Origin of the sequence: Streptomyces desertarenae (assembly GCF_042681365.1) — a bacterium.
Taxonomy (GTDB): domain Bacteria; phylum Actinomycetota; class Actinomycetes; order Streptomycetales; family Streptomycetaceae; genus Streptomyces; species Streptomyces desertarenae.
On record NZ_JBHUFU010000013.1, the window covers coordinates 110,183 to 130,924 of the forward strand.

The following is a 20,742-nucleotide window of genomic DNA, read 5'->3' on the forward strand; positions in this document are numbered from 1 at the left end:
CGCTACTCCTGTCCGCTGTCCTGTCCGATGGGGCGCAGTTCGTACTTGGGGTTGAACAGCACCGGACGGCCCCGGTTCATCGCGATCCGTCCGGAGGCGATCAGCCTGCGGCCCGGCTCTATGCCCGCGATGGAGCGGCGGCCCAGCCACACCACGTCCAGGGCCGCGGAGCCGTCGAACAGCTCCGCCTCCAGTGCGGGCACACCGGCACGGGGACGCTGCGTCACCGTGCGCAGCGTACCGGTCACCTTGACGATCTGCCGGTCGCCGCAGTCGCAGATGCGGGTGCAGCCGCTCTCCTCGGTGTCCTGCCGCAGCTCGGCGGAGAGCAGGTCCTCCTGCGAGGACGAGAGTCGACCGAGGAGGCGGCGCAGCCGGCCGCTCTGCCTCTCGACTCGGGTAGCGCCACTCATGTGGCCAGCGTACCCGCGCCCCCCGACCGGGGTAATGCCCTTCGGGGCCCGGATCGGGGGATGTGGCAGGAGGCACGCCGCCGACCGCGGCCGCACGCCTCCCGGGCCCCCGCCCGCCCCCGCGAACGGCACCCTACGGGGAGGCGGGCAGGGTACGGAGGTCCGTCCCGGCCTCGCGCAACCGCCCGTCGCGCAGTTCCAGCACGCGGTCGGCGCGGGCCAGCAGCCACGGGTCGCGGGTGGCCACCAGCGCGGTGGCCGACCGCCGCCGCACGGCGGTGTGGAGCAGCTCCGTCAGGGCCCGGCCCTCGTCCGCCCCGAGCAGCACGGGGGGTTCGTCGACGACGAGGAGCACGGGGCGGACGGCCAGGGCGCGGGCGAGCGCGGCGCGCCGGCGCCGGGCGTCGCCGAGCCCGTCGGGCCGCCGCCCGGCCACGTCGGAGAGGCCGACCTCGGCCAGCAGGGCGTGCACCCGCTCGTCGCGCTCGGCCTCGGGCACGTTGCGCAGCCGCAGCGGCACACCGACGTTCTCGGCGACGGTGAGGACCGGCAGCAGGCCCGGGGAGGGGAAGACGACGCCGATGCGGTCGCGGCGCAGCCGGAGGCGCTCCTGCTCGCCCAGCCCGTCCAGCCGCACGCCCCCGACGGTGATCCGGCCGGAGACGGGTGTGTCGAGTCCGCCGACGAGACCGAGGAGGGTGGTGCGGCCGGCGCCGGGGCGGCCGGTGACGGCGACGAGTTCGCCCTGCCGGACGGTCAGCGACAGGCCCCGCAGCACGGGGACGGCCTCCGGCCCGTGGCCGTAGGAGTGGTGCAGATCCTCGACCTCGACCACGGCACCCATCAGGTCTCCCCCTTCCGGAGCGCTCCGGACGCCTCCGAGCCTAGTCCCCGGCGGACGTCCCCGCCGGGGAACGGCCGCCCGCCCCGGTGCCCCGCGGCGGGCCGGCAAACCGGCGGGTCAGCGGACCTCGGTGATCTCCGGGCCCCGCTGGAGCTTGTCGATGCCCCCGGCGAAGCGGGAGCCCTCTTGGGCCTGCTCCTGCTGCACGCCGTCGGGCACCATCTGGGCGTCGTTGGGCAGCTTCAGGACGATCGGGTCGCGGGGGGCCATCGGGGCGTCGCCGCGCACCACGACCGTGTCGCGGAAGATCTGCTCCAGCAGCCCGGCGGCCTGCGGCTGGACCGCTCCCTGGCCGGAGATGACACCGCGCAGGAACCAGCGGGGGCCGTCGACGCCGACGAAGCGCACGACCTGCATGCCGCTGTTGCCGTCCGGGAGCCTCACCGGGACCTGGGCGCGCAGCTCCCAGCCGAGCGGGCCCTCGACCTCGTCGATGATGCCGCCCTTCTGCGTGATGCCCGAGGCGATCTCCTCGCGCACCTCGTCCCAGATGCCCTCGCGCTTGGGCGCGGCGAACGCCTGGAGCTGGATGGCGCTGTCCTTCAGCACGATCGTGGCGGCGACGATGGCGTCACCGGCCACCTCCACCCGCAGCTCCATGCCGGGCACGCCGGGCACGAACATCCCGCCGAGGTCGACGCGGCCCTCGCCGGGCGCGTGCAGCTCGCTGACGTCCCAGGGGCCGTCCGGCCGGGGGGCCGGGGGCAGCTTCACCCGGGTCTGCTCACCGCCGGCGGACCCGTCCGGCGCGCCGGCGGCCTCGTCGGAGCGTTCCGTCTCGAACTCGTCCGAGGCGCCCTCGGGCCCTGCTTCCTTCTTGCGACGACGTCCGAACACGTCACTGTCCCTTCAGGTCGGCAGCCTCGTCGGCCGCGACCGCAGCGTAATGGTTGTGCTGTGCGGCACGCTCCCGTGCCGCACGATCCTGTGCGGCGTGGCCGCCCGTGGAGCCGAAGCCCCCCGCCGCTCGCGCCGAGCCGGGCAGCTCCTCCACCTCGTGGAAGCGCACCCTCTCGACCTGCTGGACGACGAGCTGGGCGATGCGGTCGAACCGCTCGAACCGCACGTTCTCGCGCGGATCCAGGTTGGCCACGATCACCCTGATCTCTCCACGGTACCCGGCATCGACGGTTCCGGGCGCGTTCACGAGGCAGACCCCGCAGCGGGCGGCCAGACCGGATCTCGGGTGCACGAAGGCGGCGTACCCGTCGGGCAGCGCGATGGAAACCCCGGTGGGCAGGACGGCGCGTTCGCCGGGGGCGAGATCGGCGGCCTCGGTGGTGACCAGGTCGCAGCCGGCGTCGCCGGGGTGGGCGTAGGAGGGGAGGGGCACCTCGGGGTCGAGGCGGCGGATCAGCACGTCGACGGGGCGGCGGGCGGCCTGGCTCACGGGTTCACCTCGAAGGCCCGGGCGCGGCGGACGGTGTCGGGGTCGGCCATGGCCGCCTCGATCTCCTCCCGGCGGCCGTTGTCGACGAAGTGCTCGACCTTCACCTCGACGAAGAGGGCGGCGGCGCGGACGGCCACCGGTCCGCCGGGGCCGCCGATGCGCCCGGTGGCGGTGCAGTAGATCTTGCGCCCGTGGCGGGCGTCGGCCCGCGCCGTCAGGTGCAGCACGGCGCCGACGGGGACGGGCCGCACGTAGTCGGTCTCCAGCCGTCCGGTGACCGAGATGGTGTGCATCAGCCAGTTCAGCGAGCCCAGGGTCTCGTCCAGGGCGGCGGCCAGCAGCCCGCCGTGGGCGAGGCCGGGGGCTCCCTGGTGCTCGGGGCGGACGGTGAACTCGGCGGTGACGCTGACCCCTTCGCCGGCCCGCGCCGTCAGGTGCAGCCCGTGCGGTTGCTCGGCGCCGCATCCGAAGCACTGCGCGTAGTGGGCGCCCAGGAGCTCGCCGGGCGCGGGGGCGTCGGGGTGGCGCACCGGCGGGACGGCGTCCTCCGGCGGGATCAGGGAAGTCTCGGTCGCACTCACGGTTGCTGACCTTACCGCCGGGTCGGGGGGCCGGTCCCGGGCGTGCCAAGCTGGTCCCATGCTCTCCCCTGGCGTGCTGTACGACGAGCGGCTCACCGCGCCCCGCTCCTGGTGGCTGATCGCCGCCCTGATCGGGGTCTCCGCGGGCCTGATCCTCTTCCCGCTGGGCGTCCTGCCCCTGCTGGGAGGTCTGGTGGTGGGCACGGCGCTGGCCGCGGCCGCCGTCAGCTCCTACGGTTCGGCGCGCATCCGCGTGCTGGGCGACTCGCTGGTCGCCGGGGACGCCCGGGTGCCGCTCGCCGCGCTGGGCGAGGTGCGGGTGCTGGAGGCGCAGGAGGCGCTGGCCTGGCGCACCCACCGCGCCGACCCGCGCGCGTACATGCTGCTGCGGGGCTACGTGCCCACGGCGGTGCGCGTCGAGGTCGCCGACCCGCAGGACCCCACCCCGTACCTGTACCTGTCCACGCGGCGGCCCCGGGCCCTGGCGGACGCCCTGGAGGCGGCCCGCCGGTAGCGGGGCACCGGGCGGGCCCGGCGGCTCCGCACACCGCGGGCCGGCGAGGAGCGCGGGCGGAGGGGGGACGCCCGGCCGCTCCCGTCGTCCCTCGGGTCAGTCCCCGGACTCCGGGGCACGGCGCCCGGCGGGGGGAAGGGCCCCGGCGGCTCCGGCCTCCCCGTCGCCGGGCTCGCCGGCCGGGAGGGCGTCCCAGGAGACCTGCCGTCCCCGGAGGTCGGTGCGGATCTTCTCCGCCAGCTTCCGGGTGTCACGGCGGTTCATCGCCGCGCCCACCACCGCGCCGATCATGAACGGCGTGAGGTTGGGGAGGTTGCGCATCGTGCGCTTGAGGAGGGTCTGGCGCAGCTGCCGCTTCATCTGGCTGCCGAACGCGGCGCTGAACGTCGCGGGCACGGCCAGTTCCACGCCGCGCTCCTGGGACCAGGAGGTCAGGTAGGCGGCGGCCCGCTCCCGGACGGTACCGGGCGGGCGCAGGCCGTAGACCTCGTGGAGTTCGGCGATGAGCTTGATCTCCACCGCGGCCACCCCGACGACCTCGGCCGCCAGCTCGGCGGGCATCGCGGGGGGCACGGGCAGCATCGCCGAGGCGCCCACCCCGGCGCCGACGGTGGCGCTGCCCTTGAGGGCGCCGGAGACCAGCCGGTCGGCTATCTCCTCCGGCCCCAGGCCGGGGAACTGCCGGCGGAGCGTGGCCAGGTCCCGTACGGGGATCCTGGGGGCGATGTCGACGATGCGGTCGGCCACCACTCCCAGGAACGCCCTGACGGTGCCGCGCTCGCGCGGCCCGCGCCCGGTGCCGCCGCCCTCCTCACGGCGCGTGCGGAGCCGCCGCAGCCCGCGGCCGAGGGCGGCTGCGGGCGCGGATCGGGGTGCGGGCACGAGCGAGGCCTCCTGGCCGCGACCTCGCTCGGCGTCGTGTTTCTCTTCGGCCGCCATCGACGGGCGCCCCGGCTCAGGCCGCGCAGTCGCGGCAGATGGGGTGACCGTTCTTCTCCGCCGCCAGCTGCGAGCGGTGGTGGACCAGGAAGCAGCTCATGCAGGTGAACTCGTCGGCCTGCCGGGGCAGCACCCGCACGGACAGCTCCTCGTTGGAGAGGTCCGCGCCCGGCAGCTCCAGTCCCTCGGCCTGCTCGAACTCGTCGACGTCGACGGTCGAGGCGGACTTGTCGTTCCTGCGGGCCTTCAGCTCCTCGATGCTGTCCTCGTTGACGTCGTCGTCGGTCTTGCGTGGGGTGTCGTAGTCGGTTGCCATGTCGCTCTCCCCCTCTGGGTGTCTGCGGTGTCTCCAGCGCACGTAACGCGCGAGGGGCCGGACTTGTGCCCGACCCGAGGCGGAGATTTTGCCTCACTTCAAGCCCTGTTACTCAATCGACACCCAACCGCGCCCCTGATGGGGTGATCGAGTCGGCCGTCGACCGGGGCGGACGGCGGCCGGAATGTCACACTTCGCGAACACCGCCTCCCCCCTCTTCCACGTTCACGACCTGCGAAAACATGGATTTTCTGGCATTTTCCACCGGCATTGGCACCGGCGATCGCACATGGCCGAAAAATCGCGTGTGTGATCGATCACAACAGCTCCTCAACGGGAGTTATTCCCGTTTTTCTCCCCATAAAGAACCCCGGCTGTGAGGTGTTCCACGCTGCCCGGCAGAGCCCCTCGGGACCCGGTCCCGGGGCACCGCACGGCCCGGCGGCCGGCCCGTTCACACCGGCAGCGCGACCCGCACCAGCAGTCCGCCCTCCTCGCGGGGGGCGGCCATGACCATCCCGCCGTGGGCGCGCACCACCGAGCGCACGATCGACAGTCCCAGGCCGACGCCCTTGTCGCTGCCGGTGCGCTCGGTACGCAGCCTCCTGAAGGGCTCGAAGAGGTTGTCCACCTCGTAGGCGGGGACCATCGGCCCGGTGTTCTCCACCACCAGTTCCGCCATCCCCTGCCGGACCCGGGTCTCGACCGACACCCAGCCCTCCCCGGGGACGTTGTAGCGCACGGCGTTCTGCACCAGGTTGAGCGCGACCCGCTCCAGCAGCACCCCGTTGCCCTGCACGTACACCGGCCGCCGCACGCCGCGCAGCTCCACCTCCCGCTCCCGGGCCTCGCCGCGCGCCTGCTCCAGCGCCTGGGCGGCGACCTCGGCCAGGTCGACGGGCTTGCGGTCGACGATCTCGTTCTCACTGCGGGCGAGCAGCAGCAGCCCCTCGACCAGTTGCTCGCTGCGCTCGTTCGTGGCCAGCAGGGTCTTGCCGAGCTGGACCAGCTCGGGCGAGGCGTCGGGGTCGGAGAGCTGGACCTCCAGCAGGGTGCGGTTGATCGCCAGCGGGGTGCGCAGCTCGTGCGAGGCGTTGGCCACGAACCGCTGCTGGGCGGTGAACGCCCGGTCCAGCCGGTCCAGCATCTGGTCGAAGGTGTCGGCCAGCTCCTTCAGCTCGTCGTCCGGCCCGTCCAGCTCGATCCGGCGGTGCAGGTCGGAGCCGGCGACCCGCTGGGCGGTGCGCGTGATGCGCTCCAGCGGCGCCAGCACCCGTCCCGCCATGACGTAGCCGAAGGCGAAGGCGGCCACCGCCAGGCCCAGCAGCGCCAGCAGCGAGCGCTGCAGCAGCACGTCCAGGGCGAGGCGCCGCTGGTTCTCCATGCACTGCTGGACGGCCGCGGTCAGCTCCGAGGTGGTCAGCTCACCGCCGGCCCTGCCGGGCAGCCGGCAGACGGCGTCGGTGGTCTGGTCCCGCACCCCCACGATCTGGAAGGGCAGGTGGCTGCCGTCCTTCAGGGCCTGGGCCGCCAGCAGGTAGATGATCGTCAGCAGCACGATGCCGGCGATGAGGAACATCCCGCCGTACAGCAGGGTCAGCCGTATGCGGATGGTGGGCCGCAGCCAGGGGTGGGAGCGGCCCGGCTGGAAGGGGTCCCAGGTGGGCTTGGGAGGTGCCGCGGGAGACGGCGGGGGCGGGTGGCCGGGGGGCGCGGGCGTGCCGGTGGCCCCCGGTGTGCCGGGAGTGCCGGGGGTGCCGGGTGTGCTGGGGGTGCCGGGTGTGCTGGGTGTCATCGACGGCTCTCGGGATCGGACGGGGTCAGACGCGGTATCCGGAGCCGGGCACGGTGACGATCACCGGCGGCTCCCCGAGCTTGCGGCGCAGGGTCATCACGGTGACCCGCACGACGTTGGTGAACGGGTCGGTGTTCTCGTCCCATGCCTTCTCCAGGAGCTGCTCGGCGGAGACCACCGCACCCTCGGCCCGCATGAGCACCTCCAGCACCGCGAACTCCTTGGGCGCCAGGTGGACCTGCCGGCCGTCGCGGAACACCTCGCGGCGGCTGGGGTCCAGCCGGATCCCGGCGCGTTCCAGAACCGGGGGCAGGGGCGCGGCGGTGCGGCGGCCCAGCGCCCGCACCCGGGCCGTCAGCTCGCTGAAGGCGAAGGGTTTGGGCAGGTAGTCGTCCGCGCCCAGTTCCAGGCCCTCCACCCGGTCGCTGACGTCGCCCGAGGCGGTGAGCATCAGCACCCGGGTGGGCAGGCCCAGCCCGACGATGCCGCGGCACACGTCGTCGCCGTGGACCAGGGGCAGGTCGCGGTCGAGGACCACCACGTCGTAGTCGTTGACCCCCACCCGCTCCAGGGCGGCGGCGCCGTCGTAGACCACGTCGACGGCCATGGCCTCCCGGCGCAGTCCGGTGGCCACGGCATCGGCGAGCAGCTGCTCGTCCTCGACGACGAGTACGCGCACGGCGGGTTCCCTCCTGGGGTGCGGGGCGGTCGGGGCGGCCGGGCCGGACGGGCCCGGGCCGGGCGTGCGGGGGCGCGGGAGCCGCGGATCCGTCCCGTTCCACCGGGCCGTACGCACTCCTGCACCACCCTCCATCCTGCCTCCGACCTCCGTAAACGGGCCGTAAGCGACCTCCGGCGCAGCCGTTCACCGAATTTTCGTCCCGATTGAGGTTTCTCTGAGGTTTGGGGTGGGGAGGACGGCAGTACACCCGCGATCACGCCCTGTAGACGGCATGTCACGACCCTCTCCCTCACCGCCGGAGGACCGTCGGTCGACCGCTTCGGGGACCGCACCGTGATCGTCCCACCCTCGGCACACCCCCGTGCCAACGACCCATGACGAGGGGGCGCACCATGGACGCGTTCACCGCAGGCATTCTGCAGCGCATACGGAACACCGAGTCCGACCTGATCCGCGCTCGCGAGTCGGGCGACGACTTCCTGGTGGACGTCGAGCAGGCCGAGCTGGAGGACCTGCGCCGTCTGGCCGCCGAGTACGGAGTGGAGGTGGAGGTCGGCGCCGCCAGCGCCTGACCGGCCGCGAGCCTGCGTCTGCGCCCCGGGAGCCCCTCCCGGGGCGCAGACGCGTGCGGGGCGGCGCGGACGGGCCCCGGAGCGCCCGTCGCGTCCGGCGCCCCGGCCCGTGCGCCCACCGCCGGCCGCTCCTCAGTCGTGCCAGGCGCCCAGCTCCTCCAGCAGGGGCTGGAGCACCTCGAACACCCCCGGCGAGGCCGCCACCGTCAGATCCCCGTCCGGCGCCCGCCCCGGGCGTCCGCCGGTGAGCGCGCCGGCCTCCCGGGCCACCAGGTCGCCCGCCGCGACGTCCCAGGGGTGCAGCCCCCGCTCGTAGAAGCCGTCCAGGCGGCCGCCCCCCACGTCGCACAGGTCGATGGCGGCCGAGCCGGAACGGCGGATGTCGCGGACGCGCGGCAGCAGGCGCCGCGCCACCTCCGCCTGCGCGGCCCGGCGCTCGGCGACGTAGTTGAAGCCGGTGCCGATCAGCGCGCTCTCCAGCGGCGGGGAGGGGCGGCAGGCCACCCGCTCCCCGTTGCGCCAGGCGCCCCCGCCCAGCACCGCGTGGTACGTCTCGCCGCGCGGCGGCACCGCCACCACGCCGACCACGGTCTCGCCCCGGTACTCGGCGGCGATGGAGACCGCCCAGGCGGGCAGCCCGTAGAGGTAGTTCACGGTGCCGTCGATCGGGTCGACGATCCAGCGCACCCCGCTGGTGCCCTCGGTCGAGGCGCCCTCCTCGCCCAGGAAGCCGTCCTCGGGGCGGCGGTCGGCGAGGAAGCCGGTGATCAGCCGCTCGGAGGCGAGGTCCATCTCGGTGACCACGTCGACGGGGCTGCTCTTGGTGGCGGCCACCCCCAGGTCGGCGGGGCGGCCGTCGAGGAGCAGCGCTCCCGCCCGGCGGGCGGCCTCCAGCGCGAGGTCGAGCAGTTCGGTCCTGAGCGGGTCGGTCACGTCTCTCCCTGGTGTCGGTGGTGGCGCCGGCGTCCGTGCCGGCGGCGGTGGCGTCCGCGGGGTGCGGCGGCGGGCCCGCGCCCCTCGCACCGGGTGCGCGGGCCCGGGGCTCAGGCGTACGGGCTGTCGGCACCCGCGGCCGCGGGCCTGGCCTCGCGGCCGGGGCAGCACCCCACCGGGCACACGTCGTGGCTGGGGCCCAGCGCGCCCAGCGCGCAGCGCTCGGGGCGCTCGCCGCGCTCGGCGGCGGCCCGCTCCGCCACCAGCTCGCGCACGGCCGCGACGAAGCGCGGGTCGGCCCCGACGGTGGCGGAGCGCACCACGGGCAGCCCCAGTTCCTCGGCCTTCGCCTTCGCCTCGGTGTCCAGGTCGTACAGGACCTCCATGTGGTCCGAGACGAACCCGATCGGCACCATCACCGCGCCCGGCACCCCGCGCCCGTGCAGCTCCTCCAGGTGGTCGCAGACGTCCGGCTCCAGCCAGGGGACGTGCGGGGCGCCGCTGCGGGACTGGTAGACCAGCTCCCAGGGCCGGTCCACCCCGGTCTCCCTGCGCACCGCGTCGGCGATCGCCCGCGCCACGTCCAGGTGCTGGGCGACGTAGGCGCCGCCGTCGGGCCCGGAGGTCTCGGCCTGCGCGGTGGGGATGGAGTGGGTGGTGAAGACCAGGTGGGCGCCGGCGCGCACGCCCTCGGGCAGCTCGGCCAGGGCGGCCAGCACGCCGTCGGCCATGGGCCGGACGAAGCCGGGGTGGTTGAAGTAGTGCCGCAGCTTGTCCACGCGCGGCAGCGGCAGTCCCTCCCGCTCCAGGGCGGCGAGCGCGTCGGCGAGGTTCTCCCGGTACTGGCGGCAGCCCGAGTAGGAGGCGTAGGCGCTGGTGGCCAGCACCAGGATGCGGCGCCGGCCGTCGTTCACCATCTCGCGCAGGGTGTCGGTCAGGTAGGGGGCCCAGTTGCGGTTGCCCCAGTAGACGGGCAGGTCCAGGCCGGCCGCGGCGAAGTCCTCGCGCAGGGCGGCGAGCAGCCGGCGGTTCTGGGCGTTGATCGGGCTGACCCCGCCGAACAGGTAGTAGTGCTGCCCGACCTCCTTCAGCCTCTCCCGCGGGATCCCCCGACCGCGGGTGACGTTCTCCAGGAACGGGACCACGTCGTCGGGCCCCTCCGGGCCTCCGAAGGACAGCAGCAGCAGGGCGTCGTAGGGACGGGTGTCGGTTGCGTCGGGCATGCCCCGATCCTGCCATCCCGCCCCGGTGCTCCCCGTCCTGACCCGCAGCCGGACAGCCGGGCGGCGGCGTGAGTATGATCCCCCTCCGACCGGCCGGGTGCCGCCCGCGCCGGGCCGTGCGCCGCGCGGGCGCGGTGGGGCGCGGCACTCGAGCCATGGGGAGGGCGTCACGGTGGGCACACTGGCATCCCGGCCGCCGCGGGGCTCCGCGGCCCCCACGTGGCGCAACTGGGCGGGCAACGCCACCGCCTCGCCCCTGCGGACGGTGGCCCCCTCGACCACCGAGGGACTGGCGGAGGCCGTGCGCCGGGCCGCGGAGGACGGGCTGACCGTCAAGGCCGCCGGCACCGGCCACTCGTTCACGCCCGTGGCCGCCACCGACGGGATGCTGATACGCCCCGACCGCCTCACCGGCATACGCCGCGTCGACCGCGAGGCCATGACGGTCTCCGCCGCCGCGGGGACCCCCCTGCGGCGGCTCAACCGGGAGCTCGCCGCCGAGGGCCTGTCCCTGGCCAACATGGGCGACATCATGGAGCAGACCGTCTCCGGCGCGATCAGCACCGGCACCCACGGCACCGGGCGCGACTCCGGTTCGCTGGCGGCGCAGGTCCGCGAGCTGGAGATGGTCCTGGCCGACGGCTCGGTGCTGCGGTGCTCGGCGCGGGAGAACGCCGACGTCTTCGCCGCCGCCCGGATCGGCCTGGGGGCGCTGGGCGTGATCAGCGAGGTCACCTTCGCCGTCGAGCCGCTGTTCCTGCTCACCGCGCGCGAGGAGCCGATGCGCCTGGAGGAGGTGCTCGCCGGCTTCGGGGAGCTGGCCGCCGGCAACGAGCACTTCGAGTTCTACTGGTTCCCGCACACCGACCGCTGCGTCACCAAGCGCAACAACCGCAGCCCGGGGCCGGCCGCCCCGCTGCCCCGCCTGGGCGGCTGGCTGGCCGACGAGTTCCTCTCCAACGGGGTCTTCCAGGCGGCCTGCTCGGTGGGCCGGGCCGTGCCGGCCGCCGTTCCCGGCATCGCCCGGATCGCCGGGCGCGCGCTGTCGGCCCGCACCTACACCGACGTCCCGTACAAGGTCTTCACCTCCCCGCGCCGGGTCCGCTTCGTGGAGATGGAGTACGCCCTGCCGCGGGAGGCCGCCGTGGAGGCGCTGCGCGAGCTGCGGGCGGTGGTGGACGGGTCGGACCTGCGGGTGGACTTCCCCGTGGAGGTGCGGATCGCCCCCGCCGACGACATCCCGCTCTCCACGGCGTCGGGCCGCGAGACGGCCTACCTGGCGGTGCACCTGTACCGGGGCACCCCGTACCGGCGGTACTTCACGGCGGCCGAGCAGGTCATGGTCGCGCACGGCGGGCGCCCGCACTGGGGGAAGCTCCACAGCCGCGACGCGGAGTACCTGGCCGGCGTCTACCCGCGCTTCGGGGAGTTCACGGCGCTGCGCGACCGGCTCGACCCGGACCGGATGTTCGCCAACGACCACCTGCGGCGCGTGCTGGGGGACTGAGGCCGCCGGACGGCCCGGACGGCGGGTGGGGCCACCGGGCCGTCACCCTCCGCATTCCCCCGTCCCCCGACCGGGCCGGATCGCACACATCTTCCCCTCGCGCCCCTTCCGTGCCCCGAAGTCGAGGTGAGCGTTCCGCTTCAGGAGATCGAGTGAAGATCCAGGCGTCCGACACCGCCTTTTTACGAACGGCACGGTGTTCAACCGCCGCCGCCTGTGAGAACTTGGGCGGCGTGCCGATCCACCGGCATGGCCCCAATGGAGTAGTGTGACGAGCCCTGACCATGGTCCCGGTCAGCCGGTACCACGCACGGTGACCGATTCGGTGACGGTGCGTGGTCGACAGGCAACCGTGTCATGCGGCGGGCCGGGGTGCGGACCCGACACGCCGGGCAAGTCGGCAAGGTTGTGGCAGGCTGCACCCGGGCACGCCACACTCGTCTAGCGGGAGCAGCGACGCACGTGACGTCGGCAGGCACCATCCGGGAGGTTCCCATGCCCGAACTGCGTGTCGTGGCCGTCAGCAACGACGGCACACGGCTGGTGCTCAAGGCTGCCGACAACACGGAGTACACGCTGCCCATCGACGAGCGGCTGCGCGCCGCCGTCCGCAACGACCGCGCCCGGCTCGGGCAGATCGAGATCGAGGTCGAGAGCCACCTCCGCCCCCGCGACATCCAGGCCCGGATACGGGCCGGCGCCACCGCCGAGGAGGTCGCCCAGCTCGCCGGCATCCCGGTGGACCGCGTGCGGCGGTTCGAGGGGCCGGTGCTCGCCGAGCGGGCGTTCATGGCCGAGCGGGCCCGCAAGACCCCGGTGCGGCGCCCCGGCGAGAGCACCGGACCGCAGCTGGGCGAGGCCGTGGCCGAACGCCTGATGCTGCGCGGCGCGGACCGGGAGACGGTGCAGTGGGACTCCTGGCGCCGGGACGACGGCACCTGGGAGGTGCTGCTGGTCTACCGGGTGGCCGGCGAGCCGCATTCGGCGAGCTGGACGTACGACCCGCCGCGCCGGCTGGTGCAGGCCGTGGACGACGAGGCCCGGGCGCTGATCGGCGAGAGCGACGACACGCCCGAGCCGAGCTTCCCGTTCGTGCCGCGCATCGCCCGGCTGCCGCGCGACCGCTTCGACCGGACGGACCGCTCCGACTCCTTCCCCGCCGACGCGCAGGACGGCCCGGGTTCCGACAGGGGCGGTGAGCGGGACTCGCTGACCAGCCTCCTGGAGGCGGTGCCCAGCTTCCGCGGCGACCTCGTCGTACCGGAGCAGTCGTCCGTCCCCGACGACCCGCCCGACGACGAGCCCGCCGAGGTGCCGGAGGCGGTGGAGCCCCCGGCCCCCGCGGCGAGCGCGGGATCGGCGTACGCGGACGTGCTCATGCCCCGGTCGGTGGCGGGCCACCGCGACCGGCTCACCGGCAGCACCGACCGCCAGGCCGAGGCGGACGGCGTCCGCCCGGGCCGCCGTGCGGCGGTGCCCAGCTGGGACGAGATCGTCTTCGGCACGCGCCGCAAGAAGCAGGAGTGAGGTGACCGGCCCCGGGGGCGGACGGCGCGCGGCCGTCCGCCCCCGGGGCCGCCGCCCTCTCCTTCCCTCCCCGGGCCGCTAGCCCGGCTCGGGTCCGGTGGCCACCGGACGGGAGGGGTCGGCGCTCCACTGCGACCAGGAGCCCACGTACAGCGCCGCGTCGATGCCCGCGACCGCCAGTGCCAGCACCTCGTGGGCTCCGGAGACGCCCGAACCGCAGTAGACCCCCACCTCGGTGTCCGCGTCGATGCCCAACCCGGCGAAGCGGGCGGCCAGTTCGGCGGCGGGCCGCAGGGAGGTCCTTCCCTCCCGGACGTTCTGCGTGGTCGGGGCGGAGAGCGCGCCGGGGATGTGGCCGGCGACCTTGTCGATCGGCTCCACCTCGCCGCGGTAGCGCTCCGCCGCGCGGGCGTCGAGCAGCACCCCGGTCCGGGCCAGGGCCGCCGCACCGTCCGCGTCCAGCACGGGGAGCCCACCGGGGCGGGGCGTGAAGTCGCCCTCGGTCGGCTCGGGGGCCTCCCGGCTCAGGGGGCCGTCCCAGGCCGCCAGGCCGCCGTCCAGCACCCGCACGTCCCCGTGGCCGGCCCAGCGCAGCAGCCACCAGGCGCGGGCCGCGCCCCAGCCCTGCCCCCCGTCGTAGACCACCACGGGATGCCCGTCGCGGACCCCGGCGCGGCGCATCGCCGCGCCGAACTCCCCGGGATCGGGGAGCGGATGACGGCCCGTCCCCTCCCGCACGGGCCCGGCCAGCTCGGTGTCGAGGTCGACGTACACGGCGCCGGGCAGGTGACCCGCCTCGTACACGGAGCGGCCGGAGGGCCCGCCCTGCTGCCAGCGGACGTCGAGCAGGGTCGGCGGCGCGGGCGATTCGGTGAGTTCGCGCGCCAACTGGGTAGGGGTGACGGTAACTGCCATGGCCGTATCCTCGCGCGACCTGCTCCGTGTGTCTCCGCACCACCCGGGCCGGTCCGCACCGGATCGCACCCGCACACGGGGCGGAAGGGACATCAGGTGACACACCGCTCGCCCTTCCCCGTCCCCTGCCCCGTCCTCACCCGGGGTCCCGTGGGCGTCAGGAGCGGCGAGTGAGAGCATGGGCACCCACCGTAGGCGGCAGACCGCCGGACGACCGCATCGACGACGGTCCCGAGGAGAGAAGTGAACAGATGACCGAGGCAGCGACCCGACGCGCTCCGGGCACCCCGTGCTGGGTGAGCCTGCTGGCCGGCGACCCGGCCGCCGGCCGCGAGTTCTACCGAGACCTCTTCGGCTGGGAGTACCAGCACGAGCGGGGACCGTCCGGGCCGCACTTCCGCGCCCTGCTCGACGGCCGCGAGGTCGCCTGCATCCGCCCGATGCCCAAGGGCTGGACGTGCCTGCCCTCCTGGTCGCCCTTCCTGGCCTCCGACGACGCCGACCGGGCGGCGGAGACGGTCCGGCTGTACGGCGGGACGGTCGGGGTCGGGCCGCTGGGCTCCGCCGGGGGCACCGGCCGCATGGCGGTGGCCTCCGACCCGGCCGGCGCCACCTTCGGCATCTGGCAGGAGGAGGCGCGCGACGGGGCGGTCATGGACGGCGGCCCGGGCACCGTGGTGTGGAACGAGCTGCTCACCTACCAGACCTCCGCGGTCGAGAAGTTCTACCAGGCGGTGTTCGGCCTGGACACCGAATCCCCGGTGCAGGGCGGCGGGGGCCCGGAGGCCGGGGAGCCGGACTACCTCACCGTGGCGGCGCGGGGCCGGATCGTCGGCGGCCTGCGCGGCGTCGGCACGGCCCTGCCGCGCGACCGGGGCGCGCACTGGCTGGTGTACGTCGAGGTGGAGGACACCGACGCGGTGGCCCGCCGGGCGGCCGAGCTGGGCGGGAGCGTACTGGCCCCGCCGAGCGACTCGCCCCACGGGCGGACGGCCCGGCTCGCCGACCGGGAGGGTGCCCCCTTCGCGGTGATCACTACCAGGCGGTGACGGGCACGGACCCGGCGGTCCGTCAGGAGTGCGAGGGGACGGGGGCGTCCGCGCCGTCCACGGGCAGCACGTCCGGGGAGAGCGCCCCCGCCCGCGCCGCGGCGGCGGTCAGCCGGCGCCGGTGGTGGCGGCGGCACAGCACCTCGTAGCCGACCTCCCCCGTCGCCCCGCCGACGTCCCCCACGACGACCTGGGCGCCCTCGACGACCATCCGCCCGTCGACGGTGCGGGCGTTGTGGGTGGCCCGGGCGCCGCACCAGCACAACGCCTCGACCTGCAGCGACTCGATGCGGTCGGCCAGTTCGATCAGCCGCTGGGAGCCGGGGAAGAGCCGGGTCCTGAAGTCCGTGGTGATCCCGAAGGCGAAGACGTCGATGCCCAGGTCGTCGACGACGCAGGCCAGTTGGTCCACCTGCTCGGGCGCCAGGAACTGCGCCTCGTCCGCGATCACGTAGTCCGTGCGGCCGCCCGCCGTCAGGTGCTTCACCAGGTGGGCGTGGAAGTCGAAGCCCTCGCCGGCCTCGACCGCCTCGGTGACCAGGCCCAGCCGCGAGGAGAGCCGCCCCTGCCCCGCCCGGTCGTTGCGCGTGAAGATTATCCCCGCCAGACCCCGCGCCGAGCGGTTGTGCTGGATCTGGAGCGCGAGGGTGGACTTCCCGCAGTCCATCGTTCCGGCGAAGAAGACCAGTTCGGGCATGGCGGGGCGGAACCTTTCGGCGGGTCGGCGGCGGGTGGGACTCGGTTCGGCGTCCGGCCGGACGCGCGGACGCACGGCGGCGGGCGGCCGGCGGGCACCGGGCGGGCGGGCCGGACGCGGGGGAACGTCCGGCACCACCCTACGTGCGGACTTCCAGCAGGGGCACCAGCTGCTCGGCCGGCGTCATCGAGCCGTGCATGCCGACCAGTTCGGACTCGTTGGGCTCGGTCTCGGTGGCGACGACGGCGATGCCGTCGCTCATCGCCACCACCACGTCCCCGATCCGGCCCCGCACCCGGTCGTCGACCTTCGGGCCGAACCAGCCCAGCTCGATCGCCTCGTCCCGGGTGGCCACCCATGCCCGGTCGGCCAGCACCTCGCGCCAGACGGCGTGGACGTCCCCGGCCGCGCCCGGCACGGCGTACAGGTGGCGGGCCCGGCCCTCGCCGCCCAGGCGCGCGACGCCCGCGCGCAGCTCCCAGTCCTCGTCGAAGTCGTAGCGGGCCTCGGGCGTACGGGGCACGTCCACCATGCCGTGGTCGGCGGTGATGTAGAGCGCGGAGCGCGGCGGGAGCTGCTCGGCCAGGCGCTGGGCCAGCCGGTCCACGTACATCAGCTGGCCGCGCCAGGCGTCGGAGTCCACGCCGTAGCGGTGGCCGTTGCCGTCGAGTTCGGCGTAGTACGTGTAGACCAGGGTCCGGTCGGCCGCGCCGAGGCGGTCGGCGGCGAAGTCCATCCGCTCCTCGGCCGAGAGCCGGCCGTGGAAGGTGCCGCCGGAGAGCGCGATCTGCGTCAGCGGGGTGTGCTCGAAGTGCGGCGCGGTGACCTGGCAGGCGGCGATCCCGGCCGCGTCGGCGAGCCGGAAGACGGTGGGGTAGGGCTGCCACTGGTACGGGTCCGTCCACGGATGCCAGCGCAGCTGGTTCATCAGCTCGCCGGTGGCCGGGTCGAGCACGGTGTAGCCGGGCAGCCCGTGGGCGCCGGGGACCTGGCCGGTGCCCACCGAGGCGAGCGAGGTGGCGGTGGTGGAGGGGAAGCCCGCCGTCACCGGCCGCCCGGAGCCGCCGCGGGAGGTGGGCAGCAGCGAGGTCAGGAAGGGCGCCTCGTCGGGGTGGGCCCGCAGCAGCTCCCAGCCCATGCCGTCCACCAGGAAGACGCAGGCCCGGTCGGCCGGCTCCAGCGCCAGCCCGGAGGACATCCCGGGTACGCCCTGGCCCGCGGTGATGGCGGGCAGCAGGTCGGCCAGCGAGGCCTCGCCGTAGCGCGGCACGGGCGCGGCGGACGGGTCCAGGGGCGCGGGGTCGTGCGGGACCGTGCCGTGCTGGGGGGGACCCGCCATCAGCGGGCGCCGGCCGTCGCCGCGGTGGCCTCCGAGAGCGCCTGCGCGAAGGCGAGCGCCTGGCGGACGGTGTCGGGCCCGTCGCCCGCCTCGCTGACGCGCAGGGAGAGGTCGTCGACGGTGAGCGAGCCCGTGTAGCCGTGGTCCGCCTCGCAGTTGGGGTCGCCGCAGTTGGCCGGCTCCATGTCGAGGCGGGAGACGGCGCCCCAGCCGATGGTCAGGACGATCTCGTGGGGCAGGGTGCCGGGCTTGTAGGACTCGGGGCTGGCCACGACGCGGCTGAGGATGACGGAGGAGATCCGCTCCAGCTTCACCGACTCGGTGGAGGTCGTGGCGTAGGGCGAGGAGGAGGTGCCGTCGGCGGGCTGCTCGTCGGTGTGGCTGACGATGAACCGGGTGCCGGTCAGCACCAGCACGGTGACGTGGCGGCGGACCTCGTTGGAGTCGAAGGTCGTCTCCTGGTGGACGAGGTACGAGGACACCGGCTCGCCGCCCACGGCGGACTCGACCGCCTCGGCCACGAGAGCCGGGTAGTAGCCGCTGCGCTCGATCGCCGTGCGCAGCCCCTGGGTCGTCGTACCGGTCTTCGCCATGCGGACCATCCTACGGTGAGCGGGGGCCGTCAGTACGCGGGCAGGCGCCGCGGGCCGAGGTCGGCCCGCCCCGGGTACCCCGCCGCGGCGGCGGCCCGCGGACCGGCGACGCGCACGGCGGCGTCCAGGACGGTCAGCCCGCGGGCGGCCACGACGACCGGCTCCAGGTCCACCGCGGTGACCTCGGGGTGGTCGTCGACCAGCCGGGAGACCCGCAGCAGCAGCTCCTCCAGCGCGGCGGTGTCCACCGGCTGGGCGCCGCGCCAGCCGAACAGCACGGGGGCGGAGCGGATGGAGCGGACCAGCTCGGCGGCGTCCCGGTCGGTGACCGGGACGAGCCGGTGCGCGGTGTCGCCCAGCAGCTCCGACGGCGGCCCGGCCAGCCCGAAGGAGAGCACCGCGCCGATCACCGGGTCGGCGGTCGCCCTCACCACGGTGTCCACACCGCGCGGCGCCATGGCCTGCACGACGGGCCGCAGCTCCGCGGGCGCGCCCAGTTGCTCGGTCAGCTCGGCGTAGGCGTGCCGCAGCCCGGCCTCGTCGGCGATGTCCAGCCGTACGCCGCCCAGGTCGGCGCGGTGCCGCAGGTGGGGGGCGGTGGTCTTGAGGGCCACGGGGTAGCCCAGCCGCCGTGCCGCCGCCGCCGCGGCGTCCGCGTCGGGGGCGGGCAGGACGGGCCGCACCGCGATGCCGTAGCGCCCCAGCAGCCCGGCCGCCTCGCCCGCGCTCAGCGGCTCGCTGCGGCGCACGTCGCCCGCAGCCTGCGGGAGGCGTTCGCGGACCCGGTCCAGCAGGGCGGCGGCGCCCTGCTCGTCGATGTCGTCGTACTCGGGCACCCGGCCCGGGCTCCGCGCCTCCCGCCGCCACCGCGCGTAGCGGACCGCCTCGGACAGGGCGTCCACGGCGCGCTCGGGGGCGGGGTAGGCGGGCAGGCGGCGCTCGGCGAGCGCGGCGTCCAGGCCCTCGATGGCCAGGTGGACGACGGCCACCGGTTTGGCCGGGCGGTCGGCGCCCTCCCCCTCGGGGGCACCGGCGCCGCCGGCGGCCTCGTGCAGCGCCCGGGCCAGCTCCTCGGCGCGCCCGGCGTCCTGGACGCCGTCCACCCAGGGGATCGCGGTGACCACCACGGCGTCGGTGGCCGGGTCGGCGAGGGTGGCGCGCAGGGCGCGGCGGAAGTCCTCGGGCGTGGCCTCGGTGGTCAGGTCGGTGACGGGCTGCGGGCGCAGGCCGCGGGCCAGGCAGGCGTCGTAGGTGAGCAGGCAGAGCGACTCGGCGTTGCCGAGGATGCCCACGCGCGGTCCGGCGGGCAGCGGCTGGGTGGCCAGCAGCACCCCGGCGTCGACGAGTTCGGTGACGGTGTCGACGCGGATGACCCCGGCCTGCCGCAGCAGCGAGGAGACCGCGGCGTCGGGGGTGCGCCCGGCGGGGACGGCGTGGCCCGGCGGCGGGGCGCTGGCGTTGTGCCGGGCTCCCTTGACCACGACGATCGGTTTGCGGGCGGCGGTGCGCCGGGCCAGCCGGTTGAACTTCCGCGGGTTGCCGAAGGACTCCAGGTACATCAGCACGACGTCGGTGTCGGGGTCGTCGTCCCAGTACTGGAGCACGTCGTTGCCCGAGACGTCGGCGCGGTCGCCCGCGGAGACGAAGCTGGAGACGCCGCCGAGTCCGCGCCCGCGGCGGTGCAGGGCGGCGAGCACCGAGATGCCGATGGCCCCCGACTGGGTGAACAGGCCGATGCGCCCGCGCTCGGGCATCTCGGGCGAGAGCGTGGCGTTGAGCCGCACGCCGGGCGCGGTGTTGATCACCCCGAAGGCGTTGGGGCCGATGATGCGCATCCCGTGGTAGCGGGCCTGCCGGACCAGCGCGCGCTGCTCGTCGCGGCCGAAGTCGGCCGAGAGCACGACCAGCCCCTGCACGCCCCGCTCCCCGCACTCGGCCACCACACCGGGCACCTCGCCGGCGGGGACGGCGACGACGGCGAGGTCGACCGGCTCGGGGATCTCGCGCACCGAGCGGTGGGCGGGCACCGAGTCGACCTCGGTCCGCCCGGCCTCGAAGGCCCGGTTGACGGCGTAGACGCGGCCGGTGAAACCCGCCTCGCGCAGGCCGGCCAGGACGGTGCGCCCGGCGCCGCGCGGGGCGCGGCCGACCCCGATGACGGCGACCGAGCCGGGGGCCAGCAGCCGCTGCACGGAGCGGGCCTCGGCGCGCTGCTCGCGGGCCCGCATGACGGCCAGGGACTGCTCGGTGGGCTCGATCCCGAAGGTCAGGTGGACCGCGCCGTCCTCGAAGGTGCGCTTCTGGGAGTAGCCCGCGTCCGTGAAGACCTTGACCATCCTGGTGTTGGCGGGCAGCACCTCGGCGACGAAGCGCCGCACACCCCGTTCGCGGGCGCAGGCGGCGATGTGCTCCAGCAGGGCCGATCCGACCCCCCGGCCCTGGTGGTCGTCGCGGACGAGGAAGGCGACCTCGGCCTCGTCGGCGGCCCCGGAGGCGGAGCGGCCGGAGGCGTCGATGCGGTCGTAGCGGACGGTCGCGATGAACTCGTCGCCCACGACGGCCGCCAGCCCCACCCGGTCGACGTAGTCGTGGTGGGTGAAGCGCCGCACGTCGCGCGCGGAGAGGCGGGGGTAGGGCGCGAAGAAGCGGTAGTACTTCGACTGGTCGGAGACCTGCTCGTAGAACCGGACGAGCCGGTCCGCGTCACCGGGGGTGATGGGGCGGATCCGGGCCGTCCCGCCGTCGCGCAGCACCACGTCGGCTTCCCAGTGGGCCGGGTAGGCAGGCTCGGCAGGCTCGCTCGGGGTCCGCATGGGGCCAGCCTAGCCACCGGAGGGCCCGCGGGAGCCGGAG

21 protein-coding genes are annotated in these 20,742 nt (G+C 75.2%); 5 read left to right on the plus strand and 16 right to left on the minus strand.

Annotation, left to right across the window (positions count from 1 at the left end; all coding sequences use genetic code 11):
- Nucleotides 1-2: 2 nt before the first annotated feature.
- The 5 genes from ACFSJS_RS21235 to ACFSJS_RS21255 all read right to left on the minus strand — a co-directional run bounded on the left by ACFSJS_RS21235 (nucleotide 3) and on the right by ACFSJS_RS21255 (nucleotide 3,288).
- Nucleotides 3-413: an OB-fold nucleic acid binding domain-containing protein gene (locus ACFSJS_RS21235; protein WP_380902778.1), complete on the minus strand. Its 411-nt coding sequence runs from the start codon at nucleotides 411-413 to the stop codon at nucleotides 3-5.
- Nucleotides 414-546: 133 nt separating this feature from the next.
- Complete coding sequence (locus tag ACFSJS_RS21240; protein WP_380902780.1) at nucleotides 547-1,257, minus strand: ABC transporter ATP-binding protein; 711 nt, start codon at nucleotides 1,255-1,257, stop codon at nucleotides 547-549.
- Nucleotides 1,258-1,374: 117 nt separating this feature from the next.
- Nucleotides 1,375-2,154, minus strand: a complete 780-nt coding sequence (locus ACFSJS_RS21245) for a DUF3710 domain-containing protein (RefSeq protein WP_380902782.1) — start codon at nucleotides 2,152-2,154, stop codon at nucleotides 1,375-1,377.
- Between the two features lies 1 nt (nucleotide 2,155).
- Entirely contained in the window at nucleotides 2,156-2,707 is a 552-nt protein-coding gene (gene dut / locus ACFSJS_RS21250) for a dUTP diphosphatase (protein WP_380902784.1), read from the minus strand.
- Nucleotides 2,704-3,288 carry a PaaI family thioesterase gene (locus tag ACFSJS_RS21255; protein WP_380902786.1) on the minus strand — a complete coding sequence of 195 codons (585 nt, stop codon included), beginning with the start codon at nucleotides 3,286-3,288 and terminating at the stop codon, nucleotides 2,704-2,706. Before ACFSJS_RS21255 ends, dut begins: the two co-directional genes overlap by 4 nt.
- 58 nt (nucleotides 3,289-3,346) lie before the next feature.
- Between ACFSJS_RS21255 and ACFSJS_RS21260 the strand changes: the two genes are divergently transcribed.
- Nucleotides 3,347-3,802, plus strand: coding sequence for a DUF3093 domain-containing protein (locus ACFSJS_RS21260; RefSeq protein ID WP_380902788.1), 456 nt, complete (start codon nucleotides 3,347-3,349; stop codon nucleotides 3,800-3,802).
- 96 nt (nucleotides 3,803-3,898) lie between these two features.
- On the opposite strand, the gene ACFSJS_RS21265 is transcribed toward ACFSJS_RS21260, so the two are convergent.
- The 4 genes from ACFSJS_RS21265 to ACFSJS_RS21280 form a co-directional block, all read right to left on the minus strand.
- The gene (locus ACFSJS_RS21265) at nucleotides 3,899-4,684 is read right to left on the minus strand and encodes a hypothetical protein (protein ID WP_380902790.1); all 786 of its coding nucleotides are present in this window, start codon (nucleotides 4,682-4,684) and stop codon (nucleotides 3,899-3,901) included.
- 73 nt (nucleotides 4,685-4,757) lie between these two features.
- The gene (locus tag ACFSJS_RS21270) at nucleotides 4,758-5,057 is read right to left on the minus strand and encodes a DUF4193 domain-containing protein (RefSeq protein WP_093662716.1); all 300 of its coding nucleotides are present in this window, start codon (nucleotides 5,055-5,057) and stop codon (nucleotides 4,758-4,760) included.
- A gap of 454 nt (nucleotides 5,058-5,511) precedes the next feature.
- Nucleotides 5,512-6,852 carry a sensor histidine kinase gene (locus ACFSJS_RS21275; protein WP_380902792.1) on the minus strand — a complete coding sequence of 447 codons (1,341 nt, stop codon included), beginning with the start codon at nucleotides 6,850-6,852 and terminating at the stop codon, nucleotides 5,512-5,514.
- Nucleotides 6,853-6,877: 25 nt separating this feature from the next.
- A complete protein-coding gene (locus ACFSJS_RS21280) occupies nucleotides 6,878-7,531 on the minus strand; it encodes a response regulator transcription factor (RefSeq protein ID WP_380902794.1) in 654 nt (217 codons plus the stop codon).
- A 395-nt stretch (nucleotides 7,532-7,926) separates the two neighbouring features.
- Between ACFSJS_RS21280 and ACFSJS_RS21285 the strand changes: the two genes are divergently transcribed.
- Nucleotides 7,927-8,106 carry a hypothetical protein gene (locus ACFSJS_RS21285; protein ID WP_380902796.1) on the plus strand — a complete coding sequence of 60 codons (180 nt, stop codon included), beginning with the start codon at nucleotides 7,927-7,929 and terminating at the stop codon, nucleotides 8,104-8,106.
- A 132-nt stretch (nucleotides 8,107-8,238) separates the two neighbouring features.
- On the opposite strand, the gene ACFSJS_RS21290 is transcribed toward ACFSJS_RS21285, so the two are convergent.
- Both ACFSJS_RS21290 and ACFSJS_RS21295 read right to left on the minus strand, forming a co-directional pair.
- Entirely contained in the window at nucleotides 8,239-9,039 is an 801-nt protein-coding gene (locus tag ACFSJS_RS21290; protein WP_380902798.1) for an inositol monophosphatase family protein, read from the minus strand.
- 110 nt (nucleotides 9,040-9,149) lie between these two features.
- Entirely contained in the window at nucleotides 9,150-10,262 is a 1,113-nt protein-coding gene (locus tag ACFSJS_RS21295) for a ferrochelatase (protein ID WP_380902800.1), read from the minus strand.
- 181 nt (nucleotides 10,263-10,443) lie between these two features.
- Here ACFSJS_RS21295 and ACFSJS_RS21300 point away from each other — a divergent pair, with 181 nt between their 5' ends.
- Nucleotides 10,444-11,769 carry a D-arabinono-1,4-lactone oxidase gene (locus ACFSJS_RS21300; protein ID WP_417824245.1) on the plus strand — a complete coding sequence of 442 codons (1,326 nt, stop codon included), beginning with the start codon at nucleotides 10,444-10,446 and terminating at the stop codon, nucleotides 11,767-11,769.
- Between the two features lie 495 nt (nucleotides 11,770-12,264).
- On the plus strand, nucleotides 12,265-13,296 hold the full coding sequence (gene sepH / locus ACFSJS_RS21305) for a septation protein SepH (protein WP_380902804.1): 1,032 nt from the start codon (nucleotides 12,265-12,267) through the stop codon (nucleotides 13,294-13,296).
- A 78-nt stretch (nucleotides 13,297-13,374) separates the two neighbouring features.
- Here the strand turns inward: sepH and ACFSJS_RS21310 are convergent, their stop codons facing one another.
- Entirely contained in the window at nucleotides 13,375-14,211 is an 837-nt protein-coding gene (locus ACFSJS_RS21310) for a sulfurtransferase (RefSeq protein WP_380902806.1), read from the minus strand.
- Between the two features lie 251 nt (nucleotides 14,212-14,462).
- Here ACFSJS_RS21310 and ACFSJS_RS21315 point away from each other — a divergent pair, with 251 nt between their 5' ends.
- The gene (locus tag ACFSJS_RS21315) at nucleotides 14,463-15,260 is read left to right on the plus strand and encodes a VOC family protein (protein WP_380902808.1); all 798 of its coding nucleotides are present in this window, start codon (nucleotides 14,463-14,465) and stop codon (nucleotides 15,258-15,260) included.
- A gap of 22 nt (nucleotides 15,261-15,282) precedes the next feature.
- Here the strand turns inward: ACFSJS_RS21315 and ACFSJS_RS21320 are convergent, their stop codons facing one another.
- The 4 genes from ACFSJS_RS21320 to ACFSJS_RS21335 all read right to left on the minus strand — a co-directional run bounded on the left by ACFSJS_RS21320 (nucleotide 15,283) and on the right by ACFSJS_RS21335 (nucleotide 20,702).
- Nucleotides 15,283-15,957, minus strand: a complete 675-nt coding sequence (locus tag ACFSJS_RS21320; RefSeq protein WP_380902810.1) for a thymidine kinase — start codon at nucleotides 15,955-15,957, stop codon at nucleotides 15,283-15,285.
- A 139-nt stretch (nucleotides 15,958-16,096) separates the two neighbouring features.
- Nucleotides 16,097-17,296: an alkaline phosphatase family protein gene (locus ACFSJS_RS21325; RefSeq protein WP_380902812.1), complete on the minus strand. Its 1,200-nt coding sequence runs from the start codon at nucleotides 17,294-17,296 to the stop codon at nucleotides 16,097-16,099.
- A complete protein-coding gene (locus ACFSJS_RS21330) occupies nucleotides 17,296-17,889 on the minus strand; it encodes a DUF5998 family protein (RefSeq protein ID WP_380902814.1) in 594 nt (197 codons plus the stop codon). The genes ACFSJS_RS21325 and ACFSJS_RS21330 overlap by 1 nt, the downstream gene beginning before the upstream one ends.
- A gap of 29 nt (nucleotides 17,890-17,918) precedes the next feature.
- Nucleotides 17,919-20,702 carry a bifunctional acetate--CoA ligase family protein/GNAT family N-acetyltransferase gene (locus tag ACFSJS_RS21335; protein WP_380902816.1) on the minus strand — a complete coding sequence of 928 codons (2,784 nt, stop codon included), beginning with the start codon at nucleotides 20,700-20,702 and terminating at the stop codon, nucleotides 17,919-17,921.
- Nucleotides 20,703-20,742 lie beyond the last annotated feature (40 nt).